The sequence below is a fragment of the Methylocystis sp. MJC1 genome (assembly GCF_026427715.1).
Classification (GTDB): domain Bacteria; phylum Pseudomonadota; class Alphaproteobacteria; order Rhizobiales; family Beijerinckiaceae; genus Methylocystis.
In genome coordinates this window covers 106,521-128,006 of the sequence record NZ_CP107559.1, presented here as the reverse complement: position 1 = coordinate 128,006, position 21,486 = coordinate 106,521, and the positions used below count along the sequence as shown (strand labels likewise).

Sequence of the window (21,486 nt, the reverse complement as noted above, 5' to 3'; positions counted from 1 at the left end):
TTCAGGGGCAGGTCACGGGCTATCGAACGCTGCAGCGAGCATCGAAGCTGGCATCCCTTTGACCCCGGAGCTCGAACAAGCCTCCCTCCTCAAGAGCGACATCAGGAGAGAAATTTTCCGCGAAAAAAACGCTCCCCTAGTAGGCCAAGAGCAAGAGAGATTGAAGCGACTTCGATTACGTAGAATTTATCGACCATAGCGGGATCATAGCTCGTGTAATACGCCGAGCGTAGCCATTCCACGATCTGGAAAAGCGGATTATAGGAGTAATACTCACGCATCTCTTCACTAAATGTGTAAGACGGCACGTACACACCGGAAGCAATATATAGAAGAACTGTCACCATAGTAAAGGCTAGAAGGAAAAAGTGTCCGAATACCGCGCAAGCGACAGTATTAAGCGCTCCAATTCCTACGCCAAGATAAACAGCAGCAAGAACTGCTTGGGCGGCGACAAAGTAGTCTGCCGGGAGAAAATCGATATCGAGCGAATACATAAGCAACAAATACAAACCCAAGACAATGAAAGCGTTGAGTACCTCCAATATCCATCTCGCGGCGATCAGATGCCCAGGCTTGAGGATCGGCATGTTCAGCAGCGAGCGACCCTGAATTACGGCCATACCAAGCATTCTGCCAGGATAAAGACAGAGGATGTATGGCACGACTCCCGTTGCGACGAAAACAGCCGGGCTCTCGCCGACAGGCGCGACATAGTTCCTCAGGAGATAAGCGCCCGAGATGATGACGAGATGGCTCAGCGGCCAACCGATAGCAATAAGATAGCCAAAAAAGCTGGCGCCGAAACGCGTTCTCATATCCATCAGTAGGATCACCGAGATAATTCGGCCAAATTCACTTAACTTGGGTAGAAGATGCGCTGACACGAGCCCCTCTTGCAGAACGTCTGATAAGGGTTGCACTATAGCTGAATAGTGGCGGAACAGAGAACATGCGCTGGGACCAGGCGCCCCTGTCGCGCGAGTACCTATGGCCTGATTTTCAGGGCTATTCAATGTCTCTGTTCTTTAGTCTAACTGACCTGCCCCTGAAAAACTCCTCCAGCTTGGATTAGAGTCCGGCCCATTGCTGAAGCGCTTGTGAACGGTGGTCCAGGACCAGAGTTAGCTTCCGACGGCGTTTGAACCTATCATGCTGTCGAACTGACTGCCCGCAAAGCGTATTCGCTCGGCGGGATATTACCAAGGGCCATGTGACGCCGGCTCTCGTTGTAGTCGATCCTCCATGCTTCGATGAGACATCGCGCCTCGGCTAGCGTCTGGAACCAATGAATGTAATGTTCAGACATTCGGTAGCCATCCGGCGTAGGCCGCAGGCGATGCAGTCGGGCTGTTTCAGCGCCTGAGGAGCGTCGGATCGTTTTTATGCATTTTGATTAGTTCGATTAAATTCTCGACGCCGAAGTCGGTGAAGGCCATCACGGCGTCGTCGCCGATCCCCGACACCCATATGAGCCCGTCCTCGGGCTCCATCTCGGCGGCGACGTCGAACAGCCAATCCTCGTTTTCGCCGAGGTCCGAGGCGACCCGATTGATTGTCGTGACGTGAGAGACTTTGTTGACGTGCATGATCAAGCTGCACGAGCGGAGATTACCGGACCTTGTATCGCCCAGTTCCAGGGCAGCAACTCTTCAAGCCGATGTGCGGGATGGGCGGCGATACAGGACAAAACGTCTGCGAGCCATGCCTGCGGATCGACGCCATTCATTTTGGCCGTGACAATGAGACTATACATGGCCGCAGCGCGCTGCCCTCCGCGATCGGACCCGCAGAACAGCCACGATTTTCTTCCCAGCGCGATGCCTCTTAGCCCTCGTTCTGCAGCGTTGTTGGACAAGCACACGCGTCCGTCTTCAAGGAAAAGCGTGAACGCGGCCCAGCGCTTGAGCATGTAACTGATAGCCTTGACCAGGTCGTGCCCGCGCGAGAGCCTGGCCGCCTGCTCGCGCATATAGATCCGCAGATCATCGACCAATGGACGGCTCAGCATCTGGCGGACCGACAGGCGTTCTTCCGCGCTCTTTCCATTGATGGACCGCTCGATTTCGAACAGCGCGTCGATGCGACGCACCACCTCGATCGCGATGGGCGACAAAGGGATTTCCTTCTTGCCAGCAGCCTTGCGTCGCGCGTTCTCATCCAGATCAGCCATGGCGAAGAAGGGGCGTCGCGCATGGACCCAGCACGCCGCCTCGCGGATCGGGCCCGGCTTGCGGTCCGCTAGGTAGAGCCTGTTGTAGCCGTCATAGGCGTCGGCCTGCAGGATGCCAGCATATCCCGCCAGATGCGCCTGCGGATGTTCGCCTTTGCGGTCGCGTGAGTAATAAAAGATGGCCGCCGGCGGCCCGGCGCCGCCGAAGGGCGCGTCGTCGCGGACATAAACCCAGCACCGACCCGTGTCGGTTTTGCCCTTCGCCAGCACGGGAACCGTGGTGTCGTCGCCGTGTAGGCGCTCGGCGGCCAGGACATGCGCCTCGATGAGACGCCGCAGCGGATCCAGCGCCGCACAGATGGAGCCGACGGCGTCGGCCATGGTCGACAAGGAGATCGGCGCGCCTTCCAACGCATAGCGCTCCGCCTGACGGTTCAGCGGCTGATGTTGGCCGAACTTCTCGAAGGCGATCATCGCCAGAAGGCTTGGCCCCGCCCAGCCGCGCGGAACGGCATGGAACGGCGCCGGCGCCTGTGTGATCTTCTCGCAGTCCCGACAGGAGAATTTCTCTCGCACGGTCTCGATCACTTTCCACTGACGCGGCGTCGTCTCCAGCGTCTGCGTCACGTCTTCGCCGAGCTTCCGCAGCCGCGATCCGCCGCAGCAAGCGCAGCTCGTCGGCGCCTCGATTACGACGCGCTCGCGCGGTAGATGTTCCGGGAATGTGTGGCGCTCGGACCGTTTGCGCGTGAAGCCCGCGACCAGCGTGGTTTTCGTGACCGCCTGCTCCGCCGCGAGCTCATCTTCCGTCGCGCTCGCTTCCAGCTCTTCGAGCTCGAGCGACAACTGATCGATCAGCCGCGCAGCGCGCTCCGACTTTTGCCCGTAGATCTGCCGCTGCAACTTGGCGATCTGAAGCTTTTGCGCGGCGATCAGCGCCGTGTCTTCCGACGCCTTCGCCCGTGCGACGGCCAACTCTGCTTTCAGCGCAGCATTTTCGTCGAGAAGGGCCTGGGCAGCAGCGTCCATAGGCGAAGTGAATCACATATCTTGCGATTTGTGGCGCCCCAAAATGCCTCCGCCCTGGATTTTTTGCGATTCACCCCGCGCTTTGCGGCCGAAAGGTCATTTGCGGATTTCGCCAATCTATCCCTTCGAGCATATAGGCCATCTGCGCCGCCGAGATCGACACCGCGCCCGCCGTCGCCGAGGGCCATATGAACTTTCCGCGATCGAGGCGTTTTGCATACAGCGACAGTCCGACGCCATCATGCCAGAGAATTTTTGCGAGGTCGCCCCTGCGCCCGCGGAAAATGTAGAGATCGCCGGCGTGCGGGTCGCGCTTCAACTGCTCCTGCACCTGAAGGGCGAGGCCCTGCATGCCGCGTCGCATGTCGGTGTGGCCGGTGGCGATCCAGACGCGGCAGCCCGCCGGCAACGGGATCATCGCCGCAGCGCCTTCACGACCCGCGACAGCGCGGCTGCCTCGACATCGGACCACACGAGGATCCGGTCACCCTCGGCGAGGACGATCTCCATCTGGCCGGTCGGCCCCGGAGCGGAATGCTCCCCCACTGTGTCCGGCGTGATCGTCACGGGCAGGATCGGCGCGAGGTCCTGCGGCGCAGCCAGATCGACGCCGAACTGCCGGCGCCAGGTGAAGAGCTGGTTGGTGTTGAGGTCGTGCCGTCGCGCAACCTCGGCGATCGAAGCTCCGTCCTCAAGGCTCTCCTCGACGATCCGGCGCTTCTCTTCGAGAGACCAGGATCGGCGTCGGCGCCGGAGAGCCGGCGGATCGTCATCGTTGCGCGACATCGGCGATAGTGTCCGCTTGTAATAGAAGTGGACACGATCATCGCGCCACCCGTCAGGCAGCTATCTCAAAAACCGCAATCAACGCCAGGCGGCCGCCGCCGGAGGGATACGACATTCGTCACGCAGCGATCCGTTGAGTGTCTCGATGAACGCGTTGTCGGTCGGTTTCCCGGGTCGAGAAAAGTCGATCCGGGTTCCATGGTGATAGGCCCATAGATCTACGAGATGCCCGGTGAACTCCGCGCCGTTGTCGGCAAAAAGATATTTCGGCGCGCCGCGTCGCCGGACGAGGCGGTTCAGGACATCGACGACGTGTTCGCCGCGAAGGGTAGCCATCCGGCGTAGGCCGCAGGCGATGCAGTCGGGCTGTTTCAGCGCCTGAGGAGCGTCGGATCGTTTTTATGCATTTTGATTAGTTCGATTAAATTCTCGACGCCGAAGTCGGTGAAGGCCATCACGGCGTCGTCGCCGATCCCCGACACCCATATGAGCCCGTCCTCGGGCTCCATCTCGGCGGCGACGTCGAACAGCCAATCCTCGTTTTCGCCGAGGTCCGAGGCGACCCGATTGATTGTCGTGACGTGAGAGACTTTGTTGACGTGCATGATCAAGCTGCACGAGCGGAGATTACCGGACCTTGTATCGCCCAGTTCCAGGGCAGCAACTCTTCAAGCCGATGTGCGGGATGGGCGGCGATACAGGACAAAACGTCTGCGAGCCATGCCTGCGGATCGACGCCATTCATTTTGGCCGTGACAATGAGACTATACATGGCCGCAGCGCGCTGCCCTCCGCGATCGGACCCGCAGAACAGCCACGATTTTCTTCCCAGCGCGATGCCTCTTAGCCCTCGTTCTGCAGCGTTGTTGGACAAGCACACGCGTCCGTCTTCAAGGAAAAGCGTGAACGCGGCCCAGCGCTTGAGCATGTAACTGATAGCCTTGACCAGGTCGTGCCCGCGCGAGAGCCTGGCCGCCTGCTCGCGCATATAGATCCGCAGATCATCGACCAATGGACGGCTCAGCATCTGGCGGACCGACAGGCGTTCTTCCGCGCTCTTTCCATTGATGGACCGCTCGATTTCGAACAGCGCGTCGATGCGACGCACCACCTCGATCGCGATGGGCGACAAAGGGATTTCCTTCTTGCCAGCAGCCTTGCGTCGCGCGTTCTCATCCAGATCAGCCATGGCGAAGAAGGGGCGTCGCGCATGGACCCAGCACGCCGCCTCGCGGATCGGGCCCGGCTTGCGGTCCGCTAGGTAGAGCCTGTTGTAGCCGTCATAGGCGTCGGCCTGCAGGATGCCAGCATATCCCGCCAGATGCGCCTGCGGATGTTCGCCTTTGCGGTCGCGTGAGTAATAAAAGATGGCCGCCGGCGGCCCGGCGCCGCCGAAGGGCGCGTCGTCGCGGACATAAACCCAGCACCGACCCGTGTCGGTTTTGCCCTTCGCCAGCACGGGAACCGTGGTGTCGTCGCCGTGTAGGCGCTCGGCGGCCAGGACATGCGCCTCGATGAGACGCCGCAGCGGATCCAGCGCCGCACAGATGGAGCCGACGGCGTCGGCCATGGTCGACAAGGAGATCGGCGCGCCTTCCAACGCATAGCGCTCCGCCTGACGGTTCAGCGGCTGATGTTGGCCGAACTTCTCGAAGGCGATCATCGCCAGAAGGCTTGGCCCCGCCCAGCCGCGCGGAACGGCATGGAACGGCGCCGGCGCCTGTGTGATCTTCTCGCAGTCCCGACAGGAGAATTTCTCTCGCACGGTCTCGATCACTTTCCACTGACGCGGCGTCGTCTCCAGCGTCTGCGTCACGTCTTCGCCGAGCTTCCGCAGCCGCGATCCGCCGCAGCAAGCGCAGCTCGTCGGCGCCTCGATTACGACGCGCTCGCGCGGTAGATGTTCCGGGAATGTGTGGCGCTCGGACCGTTTGCGCGTGAAGCCCGCGACCAGCGTGGTTTTCGTGACCGCCTGCTCCGCCGCGAGCTCATCTTCCGTCGCGCTCGCTTCCAGCTCTTCGAGCTCGAGCGACAACTGATCGATCAGCCGCGCAGCGCGCTCCGACTTTTGCCCGTAGATCTGCCGCTGCAACTTGGCGATCTGAAGCTTTTGCGCGGCGATCAGCGCCGTGTCTTCCGACGCCTTCGCCCGTGCGACGGCCAACTCTGCTTTCAGCGCAGCATTTTCGTCGAGAAGGGCCTGGGCAGCAGCGTCCATAGGCGAAGTGAATCACATATCTTGCGATTTGTGGCGCCCCAAAATGCCTCCGCCCTGGATTTTTTGCGATTCACCCCGCGCTTTGCGGCCGAAAGGTCATTTGCGGATTTCGCCAATCTATCCCTTCGAGCATATAGGCCATCTGCGCCGCCGAGATCGACACCGCGCCCGCCGTCGCCGAGGGCCATATGAACTTTCCGCGATCGAGGCGTTTTGCATACAGCGACAGTCCGACGCCATCATGCCAGAGAATTTTTGCGAGGTCGCCCCTGCGCCCGCGGAAAATGTAGAGATCGCCGGCGTGCGGGTCGCGCTTCAACTGCTCCTGCACCTGAAGGGCGAGGCCCTGCATGCCGCGTCGCATGTCGGTGTGGCCGGTGGCGATCCAGACGCGGCAGCCCGCCGGCAACGGGATCATCGCCGCAGCGCCTTCACGACCCGCGACAGCGCGGCTGCCTCGACATCGGACCACACGAGGATCCGGTCACCCTCGGCGAGGACGATCTCCATCTGGCCGGTCGGCCCCGGAGCGGAATGCTCCCCCACTGTGTCCGGCGTGATCGTCACGGGCAGGATCGGCGCGAGGTCCTGCGGCGCAGCCAGATCGACGCCGAACTGCCGGCGCCAGGTGAAGAGCTGGTTGGTGTTGAGGTCGTGCCGTCGCGCAACCTCGGCGATCGAAGCTCCGTCCTCAAGGCTCTCCTCGACGATCCGGCGCTTCTCTTCGAGAGACCAGGATCGGCGTCGGCGCCGGAGAGCCGGCGGATCGTCATCGTTGCGCGACATCGGCGATAGTGTCCGCTTGTAATAGAAGTGGACACGATCATCGCGCCACCCGTCAGGCAGCTATCTCAAAAACCGCAATCAACGCCAGGCGGCCGCCGCCGGAGGGATACCGCGAAGGCGCTGCCCGACTTCGATCGCCAAAGCCTCGCGGCTGAACACGTCGACCACCGTCAGCGCCCGGAACTTGTCGCCATTGCTGAGCTGATCGTGGATGAAGTCCAGGCTCCAGACTTCGTTCGGCTGCTTCGGCTTGAAGCGCTCCTGCCGGTGGACGACCATCTTGCGGCGACGAGGTGCCGCTATTTCCAGCGTAACCAGCGGGAAGCAGTTACCGAAAAAGAAAGGCGGTTCAAGATTTTCGCCAAGCGATCCACGTTAAGGAATGATCTCAAACTTTTCAAACCCGATTCTTGCCTTTCCCTGCCCCATTTTGAGGGAAGCTTCCACGGATAGGTAATTCTTGGCGGGAACGCTGGCGTGAAATCGGCGCTCAGCGAGAGATTTGGGTTGTAAAATGGATCGCAGTCGAGCTGCGCACCCCATTTCTCTCTCATCATGGCCGCCTCGCGCTCAAGCCGCTCCGCTTTCTCGGGAGAAACGTCGTGCCCACACATCACCGCTTCTTTGCGAAGGAGCAGCACCGCGGGGTCCACGATAATTCGATAACCTGCCTCTCTGATCCTTATACATAGATCAACGTCGTTGTATGACTCCCTAAGTGTTTCATCGAAGCCGCCGATCTCTTCGAGCACATTTCGACGTACGAAAAGACATGCTGCAGTTGTGGCTGAAAACTGTTGAATGAGCGACGCCTTTCCGAAAAGTCCGGGCGAGTCTCCGGCTAGCCCCCTATGTGGATGCCAGGCGATCTCGGGCAGGTCGCTCCCGAGATAAAATCCGAAATGCTGGATTGTCTGGTCGGGGTACAGAAGCTTTGCCCCGACCGCGCCGACGTCAGGAATTTCGAAATGTGCTGTTGCCCGTTCTAGCCAATCCTCCGCAAGAACCTCTGTGTCGTTGTTTAAGAAGCAAATAATGTCGCTCTCGACCATTTCCGCCGCACAATTGTTGATAGCTGAGAAATTAAACTCGCCCGGGCAATCAATGAGTCTGGCACGGTTGTTACGCGAGACATAACTCCGAAGAAAGCTGAGATCCCCTGGTTCCCGGGAGTTGTTGACGATAAGAATTTCGTGAGGCTTGGATCTCGCTAGATCAACTGATTTTAAGCAAGCTACTAGATTACTAACGCAATCTCGAGCGGGTATAATGACGGCGACCTTTCGCGATCGCTCCGACAGATTGGGCGAGATTTGGATTGATGAATGCCATGGAAACTTCCCCTCAACAGACAAGTAAGGGAGACCCTTCCGCGCGAAGTGATCGTTAACCGCCTTACGCGCAGTGAGGATTGCATATTCCTTATGATCCGCCGAGGTGGCAGTGGAGCCGAGGGCTTTGCGCCAGTGATACAGCACATAGGGAATATGAATGATGTCCTCGGGTTCGCATGCTTCCGCACAGCGTAGGACGAGGTCATAATCCTGGCTTCCTTCGTAACCCTTCCGAAAACCCCCGACCTGACGCACCAAATGTGCTGCGTAAACGCCAAGATGGTTAACCAGGTTGTGAACGTACATGAGGAAGTAGTCGAAATTGCCCTTGAAGTAGGGATCGCACCTGCTGCCATCTTCCTCAAGCTTGTCCTCGTCTGAGTATAGAATTTTAGCATTTGGATAAAGATTTATGTAGTAAGCAACCATCCACAGCGCATGAGCGGGGATCACGTCGTCGTGATCAACGAGAACTAGATAGTCACCGCGGGCAATTCGGATTGCTGAGTTCGAGCATTCGGAGATGTGGCCGTTCTCGTCGCGAAAAACATAGCGAATTCGCTCGTGCTTATCCCCGGTCTTTGTAATGAAGTCGCGAACCTCATCCTTGGTCGAGCAATCATCAGCGATGCAAACTTCGAAGTTTTGGTAGGTCTGCGTTAGCAGACTGTTAATCGCCTCCTCCAGCAACTTAATATTCGAGTTATAGGTTGGCAAAATGATCGAAAAGAGGGGCTTGATCGGAAAGCTATCAGCCTGCTCCCGCATGTCGGCAAAGTCTTTCTCTGAAAGCGTGTCATATTGCTCGATCCACCGTCGATACTGCATTTGCCTCGCGGTGAGGTTCCTGTTCAACGCGTGCATTGCCCTCTCCGCAGCCATAGCATAGGCGCGGCGCTGCAAGTCAGGCGAATGCGAATTTGCACGTTCTCGCTGGGCGACTCGCTCAGAATGCAACCTGAAGCCAACCTGCTCTACAATTCGCTGAACTTCCTTTGAGAGATAAGAGTCGCCGGTCTGATATAAGGATATAAGCGCCTTTTGTATGGGCGTCGACGATATCGACGCTTCGACAAGCCGAATCGATCGGCGCGCCGATGCGGGATCAAGCCTAAGGCCGACCGCGAGTGCGGGGAGCGGAATGTGCACCAACCAGACATCTTTCCGAGCCTGAGCGAGGTTGACTGAATTTTGCTCCGTAAACCCATCTCCATAGTCGAAATAAACCCGGGGGTCGCCTGGCTCGGAATCGATCGGGCAGATTTTGATCGAAAGATCTAAAATGACGAAGTTCCTGGCTACCTCGGGGAGGAACTGGAAATGTATCTGGGGGTCATCGGTGGTAAATTGCAAAACTCCGCCTGACTCGCGAATATTTACTGTTTTCGTGACCTTGGCGAAAGAGCTAAAAAGATCTTCGATTGAGGTGTTCTTATCTGTGGATCGATATCGCCGTCCCTCGCCACGGCCGAGTCGCAGGTAATGGAGCTTCAGCCACCATTCTATGTGAGGCAATTCCGGGTTGAGGCGCCGATATTCTGCCGCCGAGAAATCTTTTGGAAGAGGCCCATGCTGGCGCTCGAGGGCTTGCAGCGCTTCGTCGAAATTCTTGAAGCGCCCTTCGGCGGCCCCATGTCTACGGTAATGCTCCCGCAACTGACCAGACGAAAAACCACTAAGGTCCTCGTAGTAGGCACCGTAGAACTCTTGATCGAACCGATTGATTTTAACCTGGAAAATCAATTCCAATCTTGCATCCTCGCTTCGCGAAATCGCTGCTGACTCAGATTCTCGCGCACAGCTCCATTTTTTTTCACGGGCCGCCTGATTTAGAGAGACATTAATGCGTCCGTGCGGCCATGAAACCTCTTATCGACACGACCGAACAGGGACCGGCGATCCTATCGCATTGGAAATCGCGATAAAGGTTTGGAGCTTCCTGATCTCGACCCCGCATTTTTAACGCACCTGCATACACCTCCCGCACCCACGCGCGGGTCGCTACGTAGCGATGCAATTTTTTCATAGCGATGCCTCAACGAAGCCGTCAATCACGGTCATCGGGGGCCAGACGGGTGCAAGAATCCTCGATGCGGCGCGTTTAACAAGACGCTCTGAGCGATCGCGCGCGCCGCTCTCGGTTTCGATTTCAATTTGAAACCGAAACCTATCAGACCCGGTTAAGGTGGTGCCCGAAACCTGGAACGCGGGACTCACTGCGCGACCTCCGCACGCCCTCTGCCATTCGTCGTTCTGTCCAGCTCCTCTTTCGAAAGCCGCTCCAAATCAGAGCGACGATACATCTCCCTTATGGACCAGAGATCAAGGCTGCTGGCAAGGGGGTGGTATTTACGCTTCGAAAGACGCTCCCGAATGAGAAATCCCATACACATTGAGGCGAAGCAAACAGTAAAATTCCTATTGCGATCGGAACCATTCAAACGACTGCGCCAGTCCATCGCCCAGGTTCCATCGCGGGGCCCAACCCGTTGAACGAAGCTTTGCGTTGTCGCCGACCAGCATTGGCGGATCACCGGGGCGGTCCGGTCGCGCGCCGAGTCGGATGAACTCCGGAAGTCCTGCGATGGTGCCGATTGTCGTCACAATGTTGGCGAGGGTTTCCGGCGTCGCCGACCCGATGTTGCAGGCACCCATAACGTCGCTTTTTAGCAGCGCGACAAAGCCCGCGGCGACGTCTTCGACATGCATGAAGTCGCGGTAGAATCGGCCGGTCCCGAACTCCGCCGGCTCGCCCCGCGCGAGCTGGGCGCAGGCGTAAGGAATTATTCGGCTCGGGTTCTCATAAGGGCCATAGGCGAAAAAAATTCGTCCCGTCGCGGCGCTGAAACCGAGGAGATCCGCGGTCGCGGTCATCGCCTGATGATGTGCCAGCTTGATGCGGCCGTAAAAGGTTGCGGGACGCTCCGGCGTCACCCCCTCGACCATATAGCCCGAGCTCCAGTCATATTCGGCGCAAGTGCCGGCGCAGACGAGCCGTTTTCCACCCTCTTCTGCAAAGCTTTTAAAGAGCCGCGTGCCGAGGGCGAGCCAATCGAGATTGGCGGGGCTCGTCCAATAGCTTCCATGGGTGGTCTCCCAGGCCATGTGTAGCACATGGGTCGGCTTAATCTCGCAAATCAAAGCCTCAAGGGCGCCAGGACACAGCAGATCGAGGGAGCGCCAATGCAAATTTGCGGCTTCGGGTCGCGACGCGGGAGCGCTGTGCGTTGACGTTGTCGCCCAAACCTCAAAGCCGGCAGCGAGTGCGGGGGCGAGACAATGGCGTCCGATGAAGCCGCCGCCACCGGTGACGAGCAGTCGCGCCGTCATGACGCGGCGGGGGCGAAAGGCGACAGCGCGCCGCGGTCGACGTCGGCCAGTCTCGGCAGCTGCAGATCGCGCGGCGATTGATCGGTCGGCGGCAAGGGCCAGTCGATGCCAATGTCGGGATCGTCCCAGCGCACGCCTGCGGCCTTTTGCGGATCGTAGAATTGCGCAATGTGATAGGCGACCACGCAATCATCCGTGAGCGTCTGAAATCCATGCGCGAAGCCGCGTACGGAATGAAGCTGCATATGATTGTACTCAGTAAGCTCATAACCAACCCAGCGCCCGAAAGTGGAAGAGCCGGGTCGAATATCGACCATGACGTCAAAAATCGCGCCGCGCACGCAGCGCACGAGCTTGTCCTCCATCTGCGGTGCCGCCTGAAAATGCAGGCCACGCACGGTGCCGCGCCGGGCGTTGAAGGAATAGCTCGCCTGGGCGAGCTCGGGATTTAGCCCTTGCTCGGAAAATTCCCTGGCGCAAAAGGTGCGCACGAAATAGCCGCGCGCGTCGCCCGCCGGCGTCATCCGGATCAGGCGGCAGCCGGGCAAAGCGCTGTCGATGAACTCCATGAGGCAAACCTTCAGAAGATTTGCGCGCGCGGAATGGGGACGATGAACTTGCAGCCCCATTCGCGCGCATGCGCCATCTGCTTCACGATCTCGTCCTTAATGTTCCAAGGCAAGATCAGAATGTAATCGGGCTTGAGAGCGTCGATGGCCTCCGGCGCCTTGATCGGCAAGCGCGTGCCGGGAAGATACATGCCCTGCTTTTGCGGCGAGCGGTCGACGGTGAACTCGAGGAAATCCGACCCAACCCCGCAATAATTGAGCAGGGTATTGCCCTTCGCCGGCGCGCCATAGGCGGCGATGGTCTTGCCCTGGCGCTTCAGGCCGATCAGGAGCTCCAGCAACGCGCGCTTCGTCTCGCGCACTTTCTCGGCGAAGGCGAGATAAGCGGCGTCGCCGTCAAGGCCCGCCGTGCGCTCAAGGTGCAGAAGTTCTTCAACGCGCTCCGTCCGCTTCCACGATGCGTCCTTCCGGCAGACGAACAGGCGCAGCGAGCCGCCGTGGGTCGGGATTGCCTCGACGTCGAAAACGCGCAGGCCGTTCGCAGCAAAGAACCTATCCGCCGCGAGCAGAGAGAGGTACGAGAAATGCTCGTGGTAGATCGTGTCGAACTGATTGAGCTCGATGAGATTAAGTAGATGCGGAAACTCGAAGGTGGAAACGCCCTCGGGTTTCAAAATTTCCCGAAAGCCGGAAACGAAGTCATTAATGTCGGGCACATGCGCCAAGACATTATTGGCGGCCGTCAGATCCGCGGCAAAGCCTTCAGCGGCGAGGCGTTTGCCGGTCTTTTCGCCGAAAAACTCGATGCGGGTCGGGATCGATTTATCGCGGATGGCGAATTCCGCGACGGAGCGGCAGGGCTCGATGCCGAGGACATTGATCTTCTTCGCGTGGAAATATTGCAGCAGGTATCCGTCATTGCTCGCGACTTCGACGACCGTGCTGGCGCTGGAAAGGCCGAAGCGCTCCGACATTGCGTCAGCGTAGCGGCTGGCGTGCGCCAACCAGCTGGTCGAAACGGAGGAAAAATAAGCGTAATCCTCGCGGAACAGCTCATTGGCGCGCCGAAAATCCTCAAGCTGCACGAGGCGGCAGGAATCGCAGACGAATGCGCGAAGCGGATAATAGCTTTCAGGGCCATCGCGGTCCGCCTCCCTCAGATAATCGTTCGAAACGGGTGTCGCCCCGAGATCGGCGAAAATGGTCGTCAAAGCCGCGCCGCAATGACGGCATTTCTTAGTCGCCGTGTGACGATGCGTATTGGAGGTCAAATGTGCTTCCTTCCATAAAGATCTGCATAGGCGTCGATTTGTTCGTCGACGAGGCCCGACGCGCAGGAAGGATTTTCCACATAGCGCCGATACCACTTCATGGTCCAGGTCATTGTGTCGTCGAAGCCGAGCGCCGGCCTCCACTCCAATTCGGCCTGGGATTTCGAGGAATCTACCCGCAGATAGGTTGATTCATGCAGTTTCGACTCGCCGAGTTGAACCGGGTGATCCGGCCTTCCCCAGACCGAAAGCGCCGCGTCGACGAGGCGGCGCACAGGCATTTCATTGGTCCGGTCGGGCCCGAAGTTGAAAGAGCCCTTGAAATGAGCCGGCGGCAGGCCGCGCGCGGCGTTTCCGACCAGTAGATGCGCGCCGAGGGTCAAATAGCCTGCACAAAGTTCGAGCACATGCTGCCAGGGGCGGGTCGCCTCTGGATGGCGTAGCACGAGCGGCTCGCCGGCGCGCAGGGCGCGGACAATATCCGGAACGATGCGGTTTTCGGACCAGTCGCCGCCGCCGACGACATTGCCGCCGCGCGCCGTCGCCAGGCGGTAGCCGCCGCCCGGCCCGCGCAGCACCTCCATGAAGGAGCGTGCGACGATCTCCGCCGCGCCCTTGCTCGCGCTATAGGGATCGAGGCCGCCGAGACGATCGTTCTCGCGATAGGCCCACGTCCATTCCTTATTATCGTAGACCTTGTCGCTGGTGACGAAAACCACCGCCTCCACCTCATCACAGCGCCGTGCGGCTTCGAGAACGTTGGCCGCCCCCAGAATATTGGTTGCGAAAGTCAGCAAAGGCTCGCGGTAGCTGCGATGGACGAGGGGCTGCGCCGCCAAATGAAAGACGATCTTCGGGCGGATCTCCTGAATGAGGCGGTCGATCGCGCTTTCGTCGCGTATGTCGATCCAGCGGTTGTCACTGCAGCGCTGGCCAATTTTCGCACGCTCGAAGAGATTGTTGGGCCCCTGATCCGGGGGCAGGCTGACGCCGGTCACCTTGGCACCAAGCTTCGCTAGCCATGCCGCGAGCCAGCCGCCTTTGAACCCGGAATGTCCGGTGACGAGCACGCGGGTGCCGGCGTAAACGGAGAACGATTCAGGGACCGGCATTAATAGCTCCATAAGCGATGGACCGCGCTGGCGAAAGGTCAGCGATAGGCCTCGTCATTCGAACGCGACTGTTCGAGCGATGAGCGCGTTAGACCCAGCTGCGCCAGGGCGCTTTCCCCGCGACCCACATTTCCTCAAGCTGCTGCTTGTCGCGCAGCGTGTCCATGGCGTGCCAGAAGCCGGGGTGCCGAAACGCCATCAATTGATCATCTGCGACCAGCCGTTCCATCGGAGCGCGCTCCCAGATCGTTGCGTCGCCGTCAATCAGATCGAAAACTCGCGGCGACAGAATGAAAAAGCCGGCGTTGATCCAGCCGGATTCGCCTTCGGGTTTTTCCTGAAAACCCTTCACCGCGCCGCCGTCGGCGATTTCCGCCGCACCAAAGCGCCCGGCGGGCCGCACCACGGTCATTGTGGCGTCCCGACCATGCTTAAGATGGAAGTCGATCTCGGCGGCGATGTCGATGTCACTGACACCGTCGCCATAGGTCATGCAGAAACACGCGTCGCCCACGTAATCGCGGATCCGCTTCAGGCGACCGCCGGTCATGGTGGCGTCGCCGGTGTCGACGAGCGTGATTTTCCAGGGCTCCGTCCGTTGAGCGTGGACTATTGTTCCGTTTCTAGTAAGATCGATCGTAACGTCGGAGGTATGGAGAAAATAGTTTTGAAAATACTCTTTAATCACATATCCCTTATAGCCAAGGCAGATAATAAATTCGTTAATCCCGTGGTTCGAGTATATTTTCATAATATGCCAAATAATCGGGCGGCCACCGATCTCAACCATAGGCTTAGGCCGCACGCTAGTCTCTTCCGCGAGGCGCGTTCCTAGGCCGCCGGCAAGAATGACAGCCTTTGTTATATTATGTTTCATGATTAGTGCTGCCTAATTTCAATTAAAGCTCGCGGCACAAGAGGGCCCAATCGAGAGGGCCCCTCCTAATAAGGAACGTCGCCCTAAAAAGCAATCCCGAGGCGGCGCGCCAATACAGGCTATCACAGAATCTGTTCCGAATCCTGCGTGGCCCCGTGGGGCACACGCTTCTCTTCGCGGTCGGCGCGAGGCCGCGAATTCCTTGGCCCGAGATGGTGGCCCGAGCCGTTGCCGCTCCCGCGTGGCGTTGTCGCGTCTTCATTTTGGGTGAACGTGCCTAGCTGCGACGATCGCTGCATGTCCGCGAATGGCACCTCGCCCGTCGATAGAAGCGCCCTGCCGGCAGACGTCCAGTGAGAATGCGAAAACTTCGGCAGGATCTGAAATGAGTCTCGCATCATCTTGCGCTCTTCCCCGCAAAAGAGGTTCGTAAACGAGGTATGTCCCGTTTCTGGCGGCCCATATTCCAAACCATAGCCCGAGACTCCGCATCGCCAAGTTATTAGGCGCTTCGCAAATGGCATTCACCAACGCTTCTCGCCTTGCGACGAGCAAATCCGAGTAGACGGCGCTGACGCAACAGGGCTTCATGAATGACATCATTTCCGCGCCCCGGTCGAGCATCGATCGGCCCGCGTAGGGGTCAGCATACTCGCGAACACCCGTTTGCACGGCCGCGCCAAGGACGATTTCCCCGGTTTCCCGAGTGACGGGGCCGCTGACGCCCGCCACGGCAGGCACCATTTCGAAATGGCGAACGGCTTGCCATATTGTCTCCAGGTCCCAAAGGCGGACGCCGGGCCCCAGCAAACACACGAATTCGTCAGACATAGCCCTGAGCGCGCTTCCCAATCGCTCGACGGCCAAAGTTCCTCGGGAGAGTTCCAGACGCCGCACCGAGCCAAACGGAACGTCGACCAGCTCTCCTTCCGAACCCATGACGACCCAAGAGAGCATCGGTGCCTTTGTCTTGCGGCGCTCGAGGAAAAAATCAGGCATTCCCATATTACATGGATAAGGCGACACCTGATACAGTTCCGGATCAGGCATCTTCGAACGGATATATTCCAATGATGACCGAACTGACTTCAGACTGCCTTCGAAGACAGATCCACTATTGGAGAGCGAGCTTTTATGCTGTCGCCAATGATAAATGACTCGGGGGATGTGTCGAGGCGCGAAACCGTTTATCTCAAACCGAAGCAGCGTGTCCCAATCCAAAGCATATTCCACCGCGTGGGAACTATACACTCCTAAACGCAGACCTGTTTCTCGTTTGAAAACGATCGAATGCCAGATCGACGAGTGCGCGCGGAGTTGGACCGGGTCGTAATCGCTTCGATAGAATGGATGGACGGGTCGACCGTCGACGTATAAATCCTCGTCCGTATAGAAAATCTCGTCGGGGCTTTTTTCGAGTTCTTTCTCAATCAGTGCAATGGCGTCTTGAGTGAGCAAGTCGTCCGCATCCAGGGCTGTCACGTACTCGCTCGTGGCATTTTCCAGACAGACCCTCAACCCTCCATGGATGCCGAGATTTACAGGAGTAGACAAAACGACGATCTCGAGGCCGTTCTGTTGAGACGTCCTCGTGTCCGACAGCTGCCTGTCTGTGGCTATCTCGCGGAGGATCCCGTCAACTTCGGGAGAAACGGGTCCATTTGCCAGAATTATCCATTCTGCGGCGTTTAAGATCTGAGACGTCACGGACGCGACGGTCGCGCGAAATAACTGAGGGTCGGTTTTGATGTAGACCGTCGATAACACGCCAACTTTAGAACGCGCCGCGCCGATCTCCTTAAAGCTCGCGCGAGAATCTCTTTCCCGCTGCTCGAGAATGTCCCTGTAGGGGAGAGCGGCAAGCGGCTTGATCGGCTCCAACCGCAAGCTATATGGTCTTTGCCCAGACGCATCGAGTTGGGCTGCGTAGCCTTTTTGCTGGATTTTTTCCCGGAGGAAGAACCTTTCTGCGAGCTGTGCCGCTATGCTTCGCGTTCGCGACGAGTTCGTTTCGGCCCGCATTCTCGCTCCGCTTCGAGGGGCATATATGACTTTTCCTCCCGATCTAGTCGCGGCGGCGCCGAGCCAAGGGCCAATTAGAGCTGCCGAGAATTTCTCTGGCATTTCGTCGAGTTCTCGTTCGAGAAGGGCTCTGTTCACCCAACAGCAGCGGGCCGATACAGCATTGACGACATGTACAATGGTTATTGGATCGAATTGCGCCGTGGGCACGTCTGGCTCCACTTCGGGGTATCCAATCAGCTCTCCATAACCAAAAACAATGGGGCCTTCCAACATTGCTCCGTTTGGCCCTTCGATTGGCCCTCCGACTATTAGAGCATCCGGAAAAAGCTCGAAAATCTTATGAACTTCCTGGGTCGCGTCACCGGTCTCCCCTAGTGCCAGTTCTGACCGCAGATGCACGATCTCAGCCTTCGAATGTTTCGCGAGCTCTCCTTTCAGCAATTTCAATATAATTTCTTCTTTCAGCGAAATGACCGGAAACGACCGGCTCTGCGTAATTTGCCCGTCAACCTTTGAAGCGTTGGCGCGGGTGTTCTCCCCTCTCGTTCTGAGCCAGAGGACTTCAGGAAGATGTGCCGCCGAGCGAGCGAAAGAAAGTATATCGGCTGGTGAGGCTTCGTCGTGAGCCCCTTCATCGCGCCGCTTCGGCACGCAGTCACGCTTGAAAGCGATGAGGCCTGGCGAGACCGATTGAAAGGCAGAAAGCGGCTCGTCCCACCCCGTACGCATCATCGGTGTCAAAGAAGGATTCTTGCGAGCGTCATAATCGTCCGCCACGATCGCCGGCGGCTCGCCTGACTGCTGTAAAAACGCCCTTATCGTTTTAAACGCGTCAATGGTCGGGATACCGTCCGCGTTGATCAACACCAAGTAGTCGCCAATCGCCACGCTTGCCAATGCGTGAATAGAGTTCGAATCATGAGCCCGAATTATTTTAATCTTTGACGCATCGACTACGTTGATTACGGATGTGAGTTCCTGCACTTGCGCAGTTCGGTCGATAATGATCCATTCCGAGATCTCGGATTCTTGACCCAGAATAGCCGAGGCCAACTCAAACAGACCATCAACTTGCTCTAGAGCGGAGACGATTGTCAAACTTGGCCCATCCCCCGCGTTCCGAAAACGTCGCCGTCTTTCAGTGACATGCCGAGAGATGGATGTAGCTGTAGATATGGAACGATTACTTTTTTCTTCCAACAACATCCGTACCGCCTGCGTCCGTGTCTTCCCGATCGAAGTATTTCGTCCCGAAATTCCCTCTTTCGCGAGCTCTTGGAGCAAACGAGGAAGGATAGCAGAGAGACTTTCGACCCAAGTCCGCGGCAGAGGCGTAATTTCATTCGGCGAGCCTTTTTGACGCTCGCGTAGGCCGACGGCCCTTACAAGCGCCGGAACCAAATCCTCCAACGTAGCCGGAACGGCAATGATATTCGGTGAAATCTTCGCCATTCGTTCGGCGGTTTTGGCTCCGAACTCTGTTGTCACTACGATGCCACCACATGCCGCGACTTCTAGAGGCGGATAACTCGGGTGCGGCGACAACATCAAAGACAGCAGCACGTCCGCGCTCCGCAGCAGCGCCCCATATCCAGAGAAATCGAGCCAGGGCGCGGGCTTGAGAACGAAGCCTTTTCCGAGCGCGATGGGTTCGAAATGTTCCCCCATCCCGATGAACTCCCATCCCTGCTCCCCGAACAAACCGGCGGTAACGGCGGCGCGCAGCGACGCGACGCCGAGCGCAAAAAGATTCCGGTCTGCCATCGTCGGTCGTGTATAGAAGAGAAGGCGACGATGTGTTTGAGACAGGTCTCTGTCCGGGTAGAAATAATTCGTGTCTACCGCCGGTTCGAAACACAGCGCATTCGAGACGAATGCTGGCTCAGCAAAGCGACCTACTTTTTCCTCGGCCAGGTGATCGCGCAGCAACGATGAATTTACGATGGGCAGGAAATTATAGCTATATGTCTGTTTTGCAACGGCATGCATCACAGACAACCCATAAAACATGCTCTCATAGTCTTGTATCAAGTATAAAAATCTGTTCGAATTCACAAACGCGGTCGCCGCTTTGGCTGGCTGCGCGGTCCACCACGCGGTCGCCATGAAGACATCATTGCAGCCGATCTTGAAAGCGTTGTCACGTGCATGCGCGTCCAAGAATTCGACCCCTAGTTCATCTAGGTCTAATCCGGTCAAGAGACTCAGGTGCTTCTTGAGCGGGCCTAAGTCCGTATCAGGGGGTGCATCATTGGAGACGAACTTGACTGAGACCCCCTCCGCGGCTAATAAACATCCGAGAATATAAGCGGTATTCGGCCCACCCGTCGCATATCTCCGGTTCAGACCCGGCAAAATTATCAGGAGAGATGGAGTCGCTCCCAACGCTGAATCCACTTCGATGTTGAGCGGCTGAAACCCGAATTGAGGATTAAACTGAGTAATTCCGTCTTCCCTCATGCGGGACAGCGCCGACGCGGTTACTTCATTCAACGCCGTATATTCATCTGAAATAGGCAAACCGTAATCGCTCGGAAAAATCTGCCTAGCCTCCTTGACGCCGCCATTCAAAAAATGAAAAAGCGGTTCGACACCGGATTCGGCAACATCAGGATGAGCGTTCAAATACTTACGAATACTAAAATTCGGGTGCGGATCTCTTCTTTCGGCAGCGCCTCGAAGCAGATAATCGATCAGCGGATTTTTGGTCGGCGGTAGGTCATTCTGACGCGCGTACCATGCAGAAGAAAAGAGCCGATTTGGATTTCTTCCTTCAGTATAACCAGAACTGAGATAATGCGCCAACGGGTCGGCACCCGCCAGAGCGACGTCTGGATAAGCTTCCAAATAGAAATCGGAGTTAAAAAGGCCGCTTCGGCTCAAAAGGTCGTAATCGCTCTCGGCCGTTTCCGGCCTCGAATGAGCATCTATCTTTACATATTGGGTATTGAACTTATTGTCCGATGCCAGATAGTGAACAAGAGGATTGATCTCCTTTTCATAGACCTCAGGATGCCTTTCTGAGTATTTCTTGGTATCGAAGTACGGGCTAGGGTTTCGTCCTTCTCGCGCGCCGGACGAGATGAAGTGCGACAAGGGCTCCAACCCAGCTGCTTCCACGTCGGGATTGGCGCGAAGGTAGAATGCAGGGTCGAAAAACGGGTTAGGTTGCCTACCTTCTTTATAGCCGTAACGTAGATAATGATCGAGAGGTGTAAAACCATTTTCGATTATGTCAATATTGTTTTTAATGTACCACTTGGCATCAAACAAAGGGTGAGGAGATCTCCACTCATGCACTCCGTATTGCAAATAATGCAACAGCGGCAGCTGCCCACTCTGTGCCACGTCCTCGTATTGCACGGTATACCATAATGGGTCGAAAAGAGGGTGAGGGGCCCTCCCTTCATAGACTCCGCGGCGAATATAATGGCGCAACGGATCCACTCCCCGCGCAGCAACCTCTTGATAGCGGTCCCGATACCACGTTGGGTCGAACAGCTGATTATGATGAGAGCCGGTAAGTGCACGGAACAATTTCTTTTGCTCCGCAGAGTAAAAGAGCTTTTCGAGGGAAATCGATACCCGTTTCTTTTTCATACGTCTCCGACGCTCCTCAAAAATTTGGACCGATCAATACCGTGGTGAGTCGCTTTGTCAACCTTATGTCAATCAACCAGAGTGGTTCTGGTTGCAAATTTTCCGGGACGGCACGACGAACGGCACAGGACATGAGCGGGGTTCTGCGGTGAGCGCTGCGTACCAGGTTCCGGGCACGCGGGTATCTTTGATGCGAAGTGGCTTCGACTTTGAATGGACCTTGGCCCTGCCCTTGAACGCCCGCCGGAAAAAAGATCTTCATGCAGATTTTGTCGACCCGCCACCACGATCCGGCTTAGGAGGCGAAAGGGTCCCGCTTTTCGAATTCGAGAGCGTAGTGTTGGATCCATCGCATTATCGGCGTATGCTCTAAACT

16 protein-coding genes and 3 pseudogenes are annotated in these 21,486 nt (G+C 57.5%); all 19 read right to left on the bottom strand.

Features of this window, described 5'->3' with window-relative positions; genetic code table 11:
- Positions 1–101: 101 nt before the first annotated feature.
- The 19 genes and pseudogenes from OGR47_RS19465 to OGR47_RS19375 all read right to left on the bottom strand — a co-directional run bounded on the left by OGR47_RS19465 (position 102) and on the right by OGR47_RS19375 (position 21,110).
- Positions 102–887: an ABC transporter permease gene (locus tag OGR47_RS19465; RefSeq protein WP_165056372.1), complete on the bottom strand. Its 786-nt coding sequence runs from the start codon at positions 885–887 to the stop codon at positions 102–104.
- Between the two features lie 263 nt (positions 888–1,150).
- Positions 1,151–1,294: pseudogene (locus OGR47_RS19460) on the bottom strand (integrase core domain-containing protein); the annotation flags it as partial.
- A gap of 61 nt (positions 1,295–1,355) precedes the next feature.
- Positions 1,356–1,589, bottom strand: coding sequence for a hypothetical protein (locus tag OGR47_RS19455; RefSeq protein WP_165056343.1), 234 nt, complete (start codon positions 1,587–1,589; stop codon positions 1,356–1,358).
- A gap of 2 nt (positions 1,590–1,591) precedes the next feature.
- The gene (gene tnpC / locus OGR47_RS19450) at positions 1,592–3,202 is read right to left on the bottom strand and encodes an IS66 family transposase (RefSeq protein ID WP_165056342.1); all 1,611 of its coding nucleotides are present in this window, start codon (positions 3,200–3,202) and stop codon (positions 1,592–1,594) included.
- Between the two features lie 70 nt (positions 3,203–3,272).
- Complete coding sequence (gene tnpB, locus OGR47_RS19445; RefSeq protein WP_165056340.1) at positions 3,273–3,620, bottom strand: IS66 family insertion sequence element accessory protein TnpB; 348 nt, start codon at positions 3,618–3,620, stop codon at positions 3,273–3,275.
- The gene (gene tnpA / locus OGR47_RS19440) at positions 3,617–3,988 is read right to left on the bottom strand and encodes an IS66-like element accessory protein TnpA (protein ID WP_165056339.1); all 372 of its coding nucleotides are present in this window, start codon (positions 3,986–3,988) and stop codon (positions 3,617–3,619) included. The genes tnpB (OGR47_RS19445) and tnpA (OGR47_RS19440) overlap by 4 nt, the downstream gene beginning before the upstream one ends.
- Positions 3,989–4,099: 111 nt before the next feature.
- Positions 4,100–4,315, bottom strand: a pseudogene (locus tag OGR47_RS19435) (DDE-type integrase/transposase/recombinase); the annotation flags it as partial.
- Between the two features lie 44 nt (positions 4,316–4,359).
- Positions 4,360–4,593, bottom strand: a complete 234-nt coding sequence (locus OGR47_RS19430) for a hypothetical protein (protein ID WP_165056343.1) — start codon at positions 4,591–4,593, stop codon at positions 4,360–4,362.
- A gap of 2 nt (positions 4,594–4,595) precedes the next feature.
- Positions 4,596–6,206, bottom strand: coding sequence for an IS66 family transposase (tnpC, locus tag OGR47_RS19425; RefSeq protein WP_165056342.1), 1,611 nt, complete (start codon positions 6,204–6,206; stop codon positions 4,596–4,598).
- Positions 6,207–6,276: 70 nt separating this feature from the next.
- Positions 6,277–6,624: an IS66 family insertion sequence element accessory protein TnpB gene (tnpB, locus tag OGR47_RS19420; protein ID WP_165056340.1), complete on the bottom strand. Its 348-nt coding sequence runs from the start codon at positions 6,622–6,624 to the stop codon at positions 6,277–6,279.
- On the bottom strand, positions 6,621–6,992 hold the full coding sequence (gene tnpA / locus OGR47_RS19415; RefSeq protein WP_165056339.1) for an IS66-like element accessory protein TnpA: 372 nt from the start codon (positions 6,990–6,992) through the stop codon (positions 6,621–6,623). Before tnpA (OGR47_RS19415) ends, tnpB (OGR47_RS19420) begins: the two co-directional genes overlap by 4 nt.
- 114 nt (positions 6,993–7,106) lie before the next feature.
- Positions 7,107–7,229, bottom strand: a pseudogene (locus OGR47_RS19410) (IS3 family transposase); the annotation flags it as partial.
- A 62-nt stretch (positions 7,230–7,291) separates the two neighbouring features.
- Positions 7,292–10,075 (bottom strand): glycosyltransferase family 2 protein, encoded by a 2,784-nt coding sequence (locus tag OGR47_RS19405; protein ID WP_165056087.1) that lies wholly within the window; start codon positions 10,073–10,075, stop codon positions 7,292–7,294.
- Positions 10,076–10,744: 669 nt separating this feature from the next.
- Positions 10,745–11,656 (bottom strand): NAD-dependent epimerase/dehydratase family protein, encoded by a 912-nt coding sequence (locus tag OGR47_RS19400; RefSeq protein WP_165056089.1) that lies wholly within the window; start codon positions 11,654–11,656, stop codon positions 10,745–10,747.
- Positions 11,653–12,225 (bottom strand): dTDP-4-dehydrorhamnose 3,5-epimerase, encoded by a 573-nt coding sequence (rfbC, locus tag OGR47_RS19395; protein ID WP_165056091.1) that lies wholly within the window; start codon positions 12,223–12,225, stop codon positions 11,653–11,655. The genes OGR47_RS19400 and rfbC overlap by 4 nt, the downstream gene beginning before the upstream one ends.
- Positions 12,226–12,236: 11 nt before the next feature.
- The gene (locus OGR47_RS19390; protein WP_165056093.1) at positions 12,237–13,496 is read right to left on the bottom strand and encodes a class I SAM-dependent methyltransferase; all 1,260 of its coding nucleotides are present in this window, start codon (positions 13,494–13,496) and stop codon (positions 12,237–12,239) included.
- On the bottom strand, positions 13,493–14,608 hold the full coding sequence (rfbG, locus tag OGR47_RS19385; protein ID WP_165056094.1) for a CDP-glucose 4,6-dehydratase: 1,116 nt from the start codon (positions 14,606–14,608) through the stop codon (positions 13,493–13,495). The genes OGR47_RS19390 and rfbG overlap by 4 nt, the downstream gene beginning before the upstream one ends.
- Before the next feature lie 88 nt (positions 14,609–14,696).
- Positions 14,697–15,485 (bottom strand): glucose-1-phosphate cytidylyltransferase, encoded by a 789-nt coding sequence (rfbF, locus tag OGR47_RS19380; protein WP_165056096.1) that lies wholly within the window; start codon positions 15,483–15,485, stop codon positions 14,697–14,699.
- Between the two features lie 258 nt (positions 15,486–15,743).
- A complete protein-coding gene (locus OGR47_RS19375) occupies positions 15,744–21,110 on the bottom strand; it encodes a glycosyltransferase (RefSeq protein ID WP_165056098.1) in 5,367 nt (1,788 codons plus the stop codon).
- Positions 21,111–21,486 lie beyond the last annotated feature (376 nt).

What these genes read in the sequence shown, in the direction of transcription:
- OGR47_RS19455 (WP_165056343.1), bottom strand. Translation starts at nt 1,589, where the DNA reads ATGCACGTCAACAAAGTCTCTCACGTCACGACAATCAATCGGGTCGCC.
- tnpC (WP_165056342.1), bottom strand. Translation starts at nt 3,202, where the DNA reads ATGGACGCTGCTGCCCAGGCCCTTCTCGACGAAAATGCTGCGCTGAAA.
- tnpB (WP_165056340.1), bottom strand. Translation starts at nt 3,620, where the DNA reads ATGATCCCGTTGCCGGCGGGCTGCCGCGTCTGGATCGCCACCGGCCAC.
- tnpA (WP_165056339.1), bottom strand. Translation starts at nt 3,988, where the DNA reads ATGTCGCGCAACGATGACGATCCGCCGGCTCTCCGGCGCCGACGCCGA.
- OGR47_RS19430 (WP_165056343.1), bottom strand. Translation starts at nt 4,593, where the DNA reads ATGCACGTCAACAAAGTCTCTCACGTCACGACAATCAATCGGGTCGCC.
- tnpC (WP_165056342.1), bottom strand. Translation starts at nt 6,206, where the DNA reads ATGGACGCTGCTGCCCAGGCCCTTCTCGACGAAAATGCTGCGCTGAAA.
- tnpB (WP_165056340.1), bottom strand. Translation starts at nt 6,624, where the DNA reads ATGATCCCGTTGCCGGCGGGCTGCCGCGTCTGGATCGCCACCGGCCAC.
- tnpA (WP_165056339.1), bottom strand. Translation starts at nt 6,992, where the DNA reads ATGTCGCGCAACGATGACGATCCGCCGGCTCTCCGGCGCCGACGCCGA.
- OGR47_RS19400 (WP_165056089.1), bottom strand. Translation starts at nt 11,656, where the DNA reads ATGACGGCGCGACTGCTCGTCACCGGTGGCGGCGGCTTCATCGGACGC.
- rfbC (WP_165056091.1), bottom strand. Translation starts at nt 12,225, where the DNA reads ATGGAGTTCATCGACAGCGCTTTGCCCGGCTGCCGCCTGATCCGGATG.
- rfbG (WP_165056094.1), bottom strand. Translation starts at nt 14,608, where the DNA reads ATGCCGGTCCCTGAATCGTTCTCCGTTTACGCCGGCACCCGCGTGCTC.
- rfbF (WP_165056096.1), bottom strand. Translation starts at nt 15,485, where the DNA reads ATGAAACATAATATAACAAAGGCTGTCATTCTTGCCGGCGGCCTAGGA.
- OGR47_RS19375 (WP_165056098.1), bottom strand. Translation starts at nt 21,110, where the DNA reads ATGAAAAAGAAACGGGTATCGATTTCCCTCGAAAAGCTCTTTTACTCT.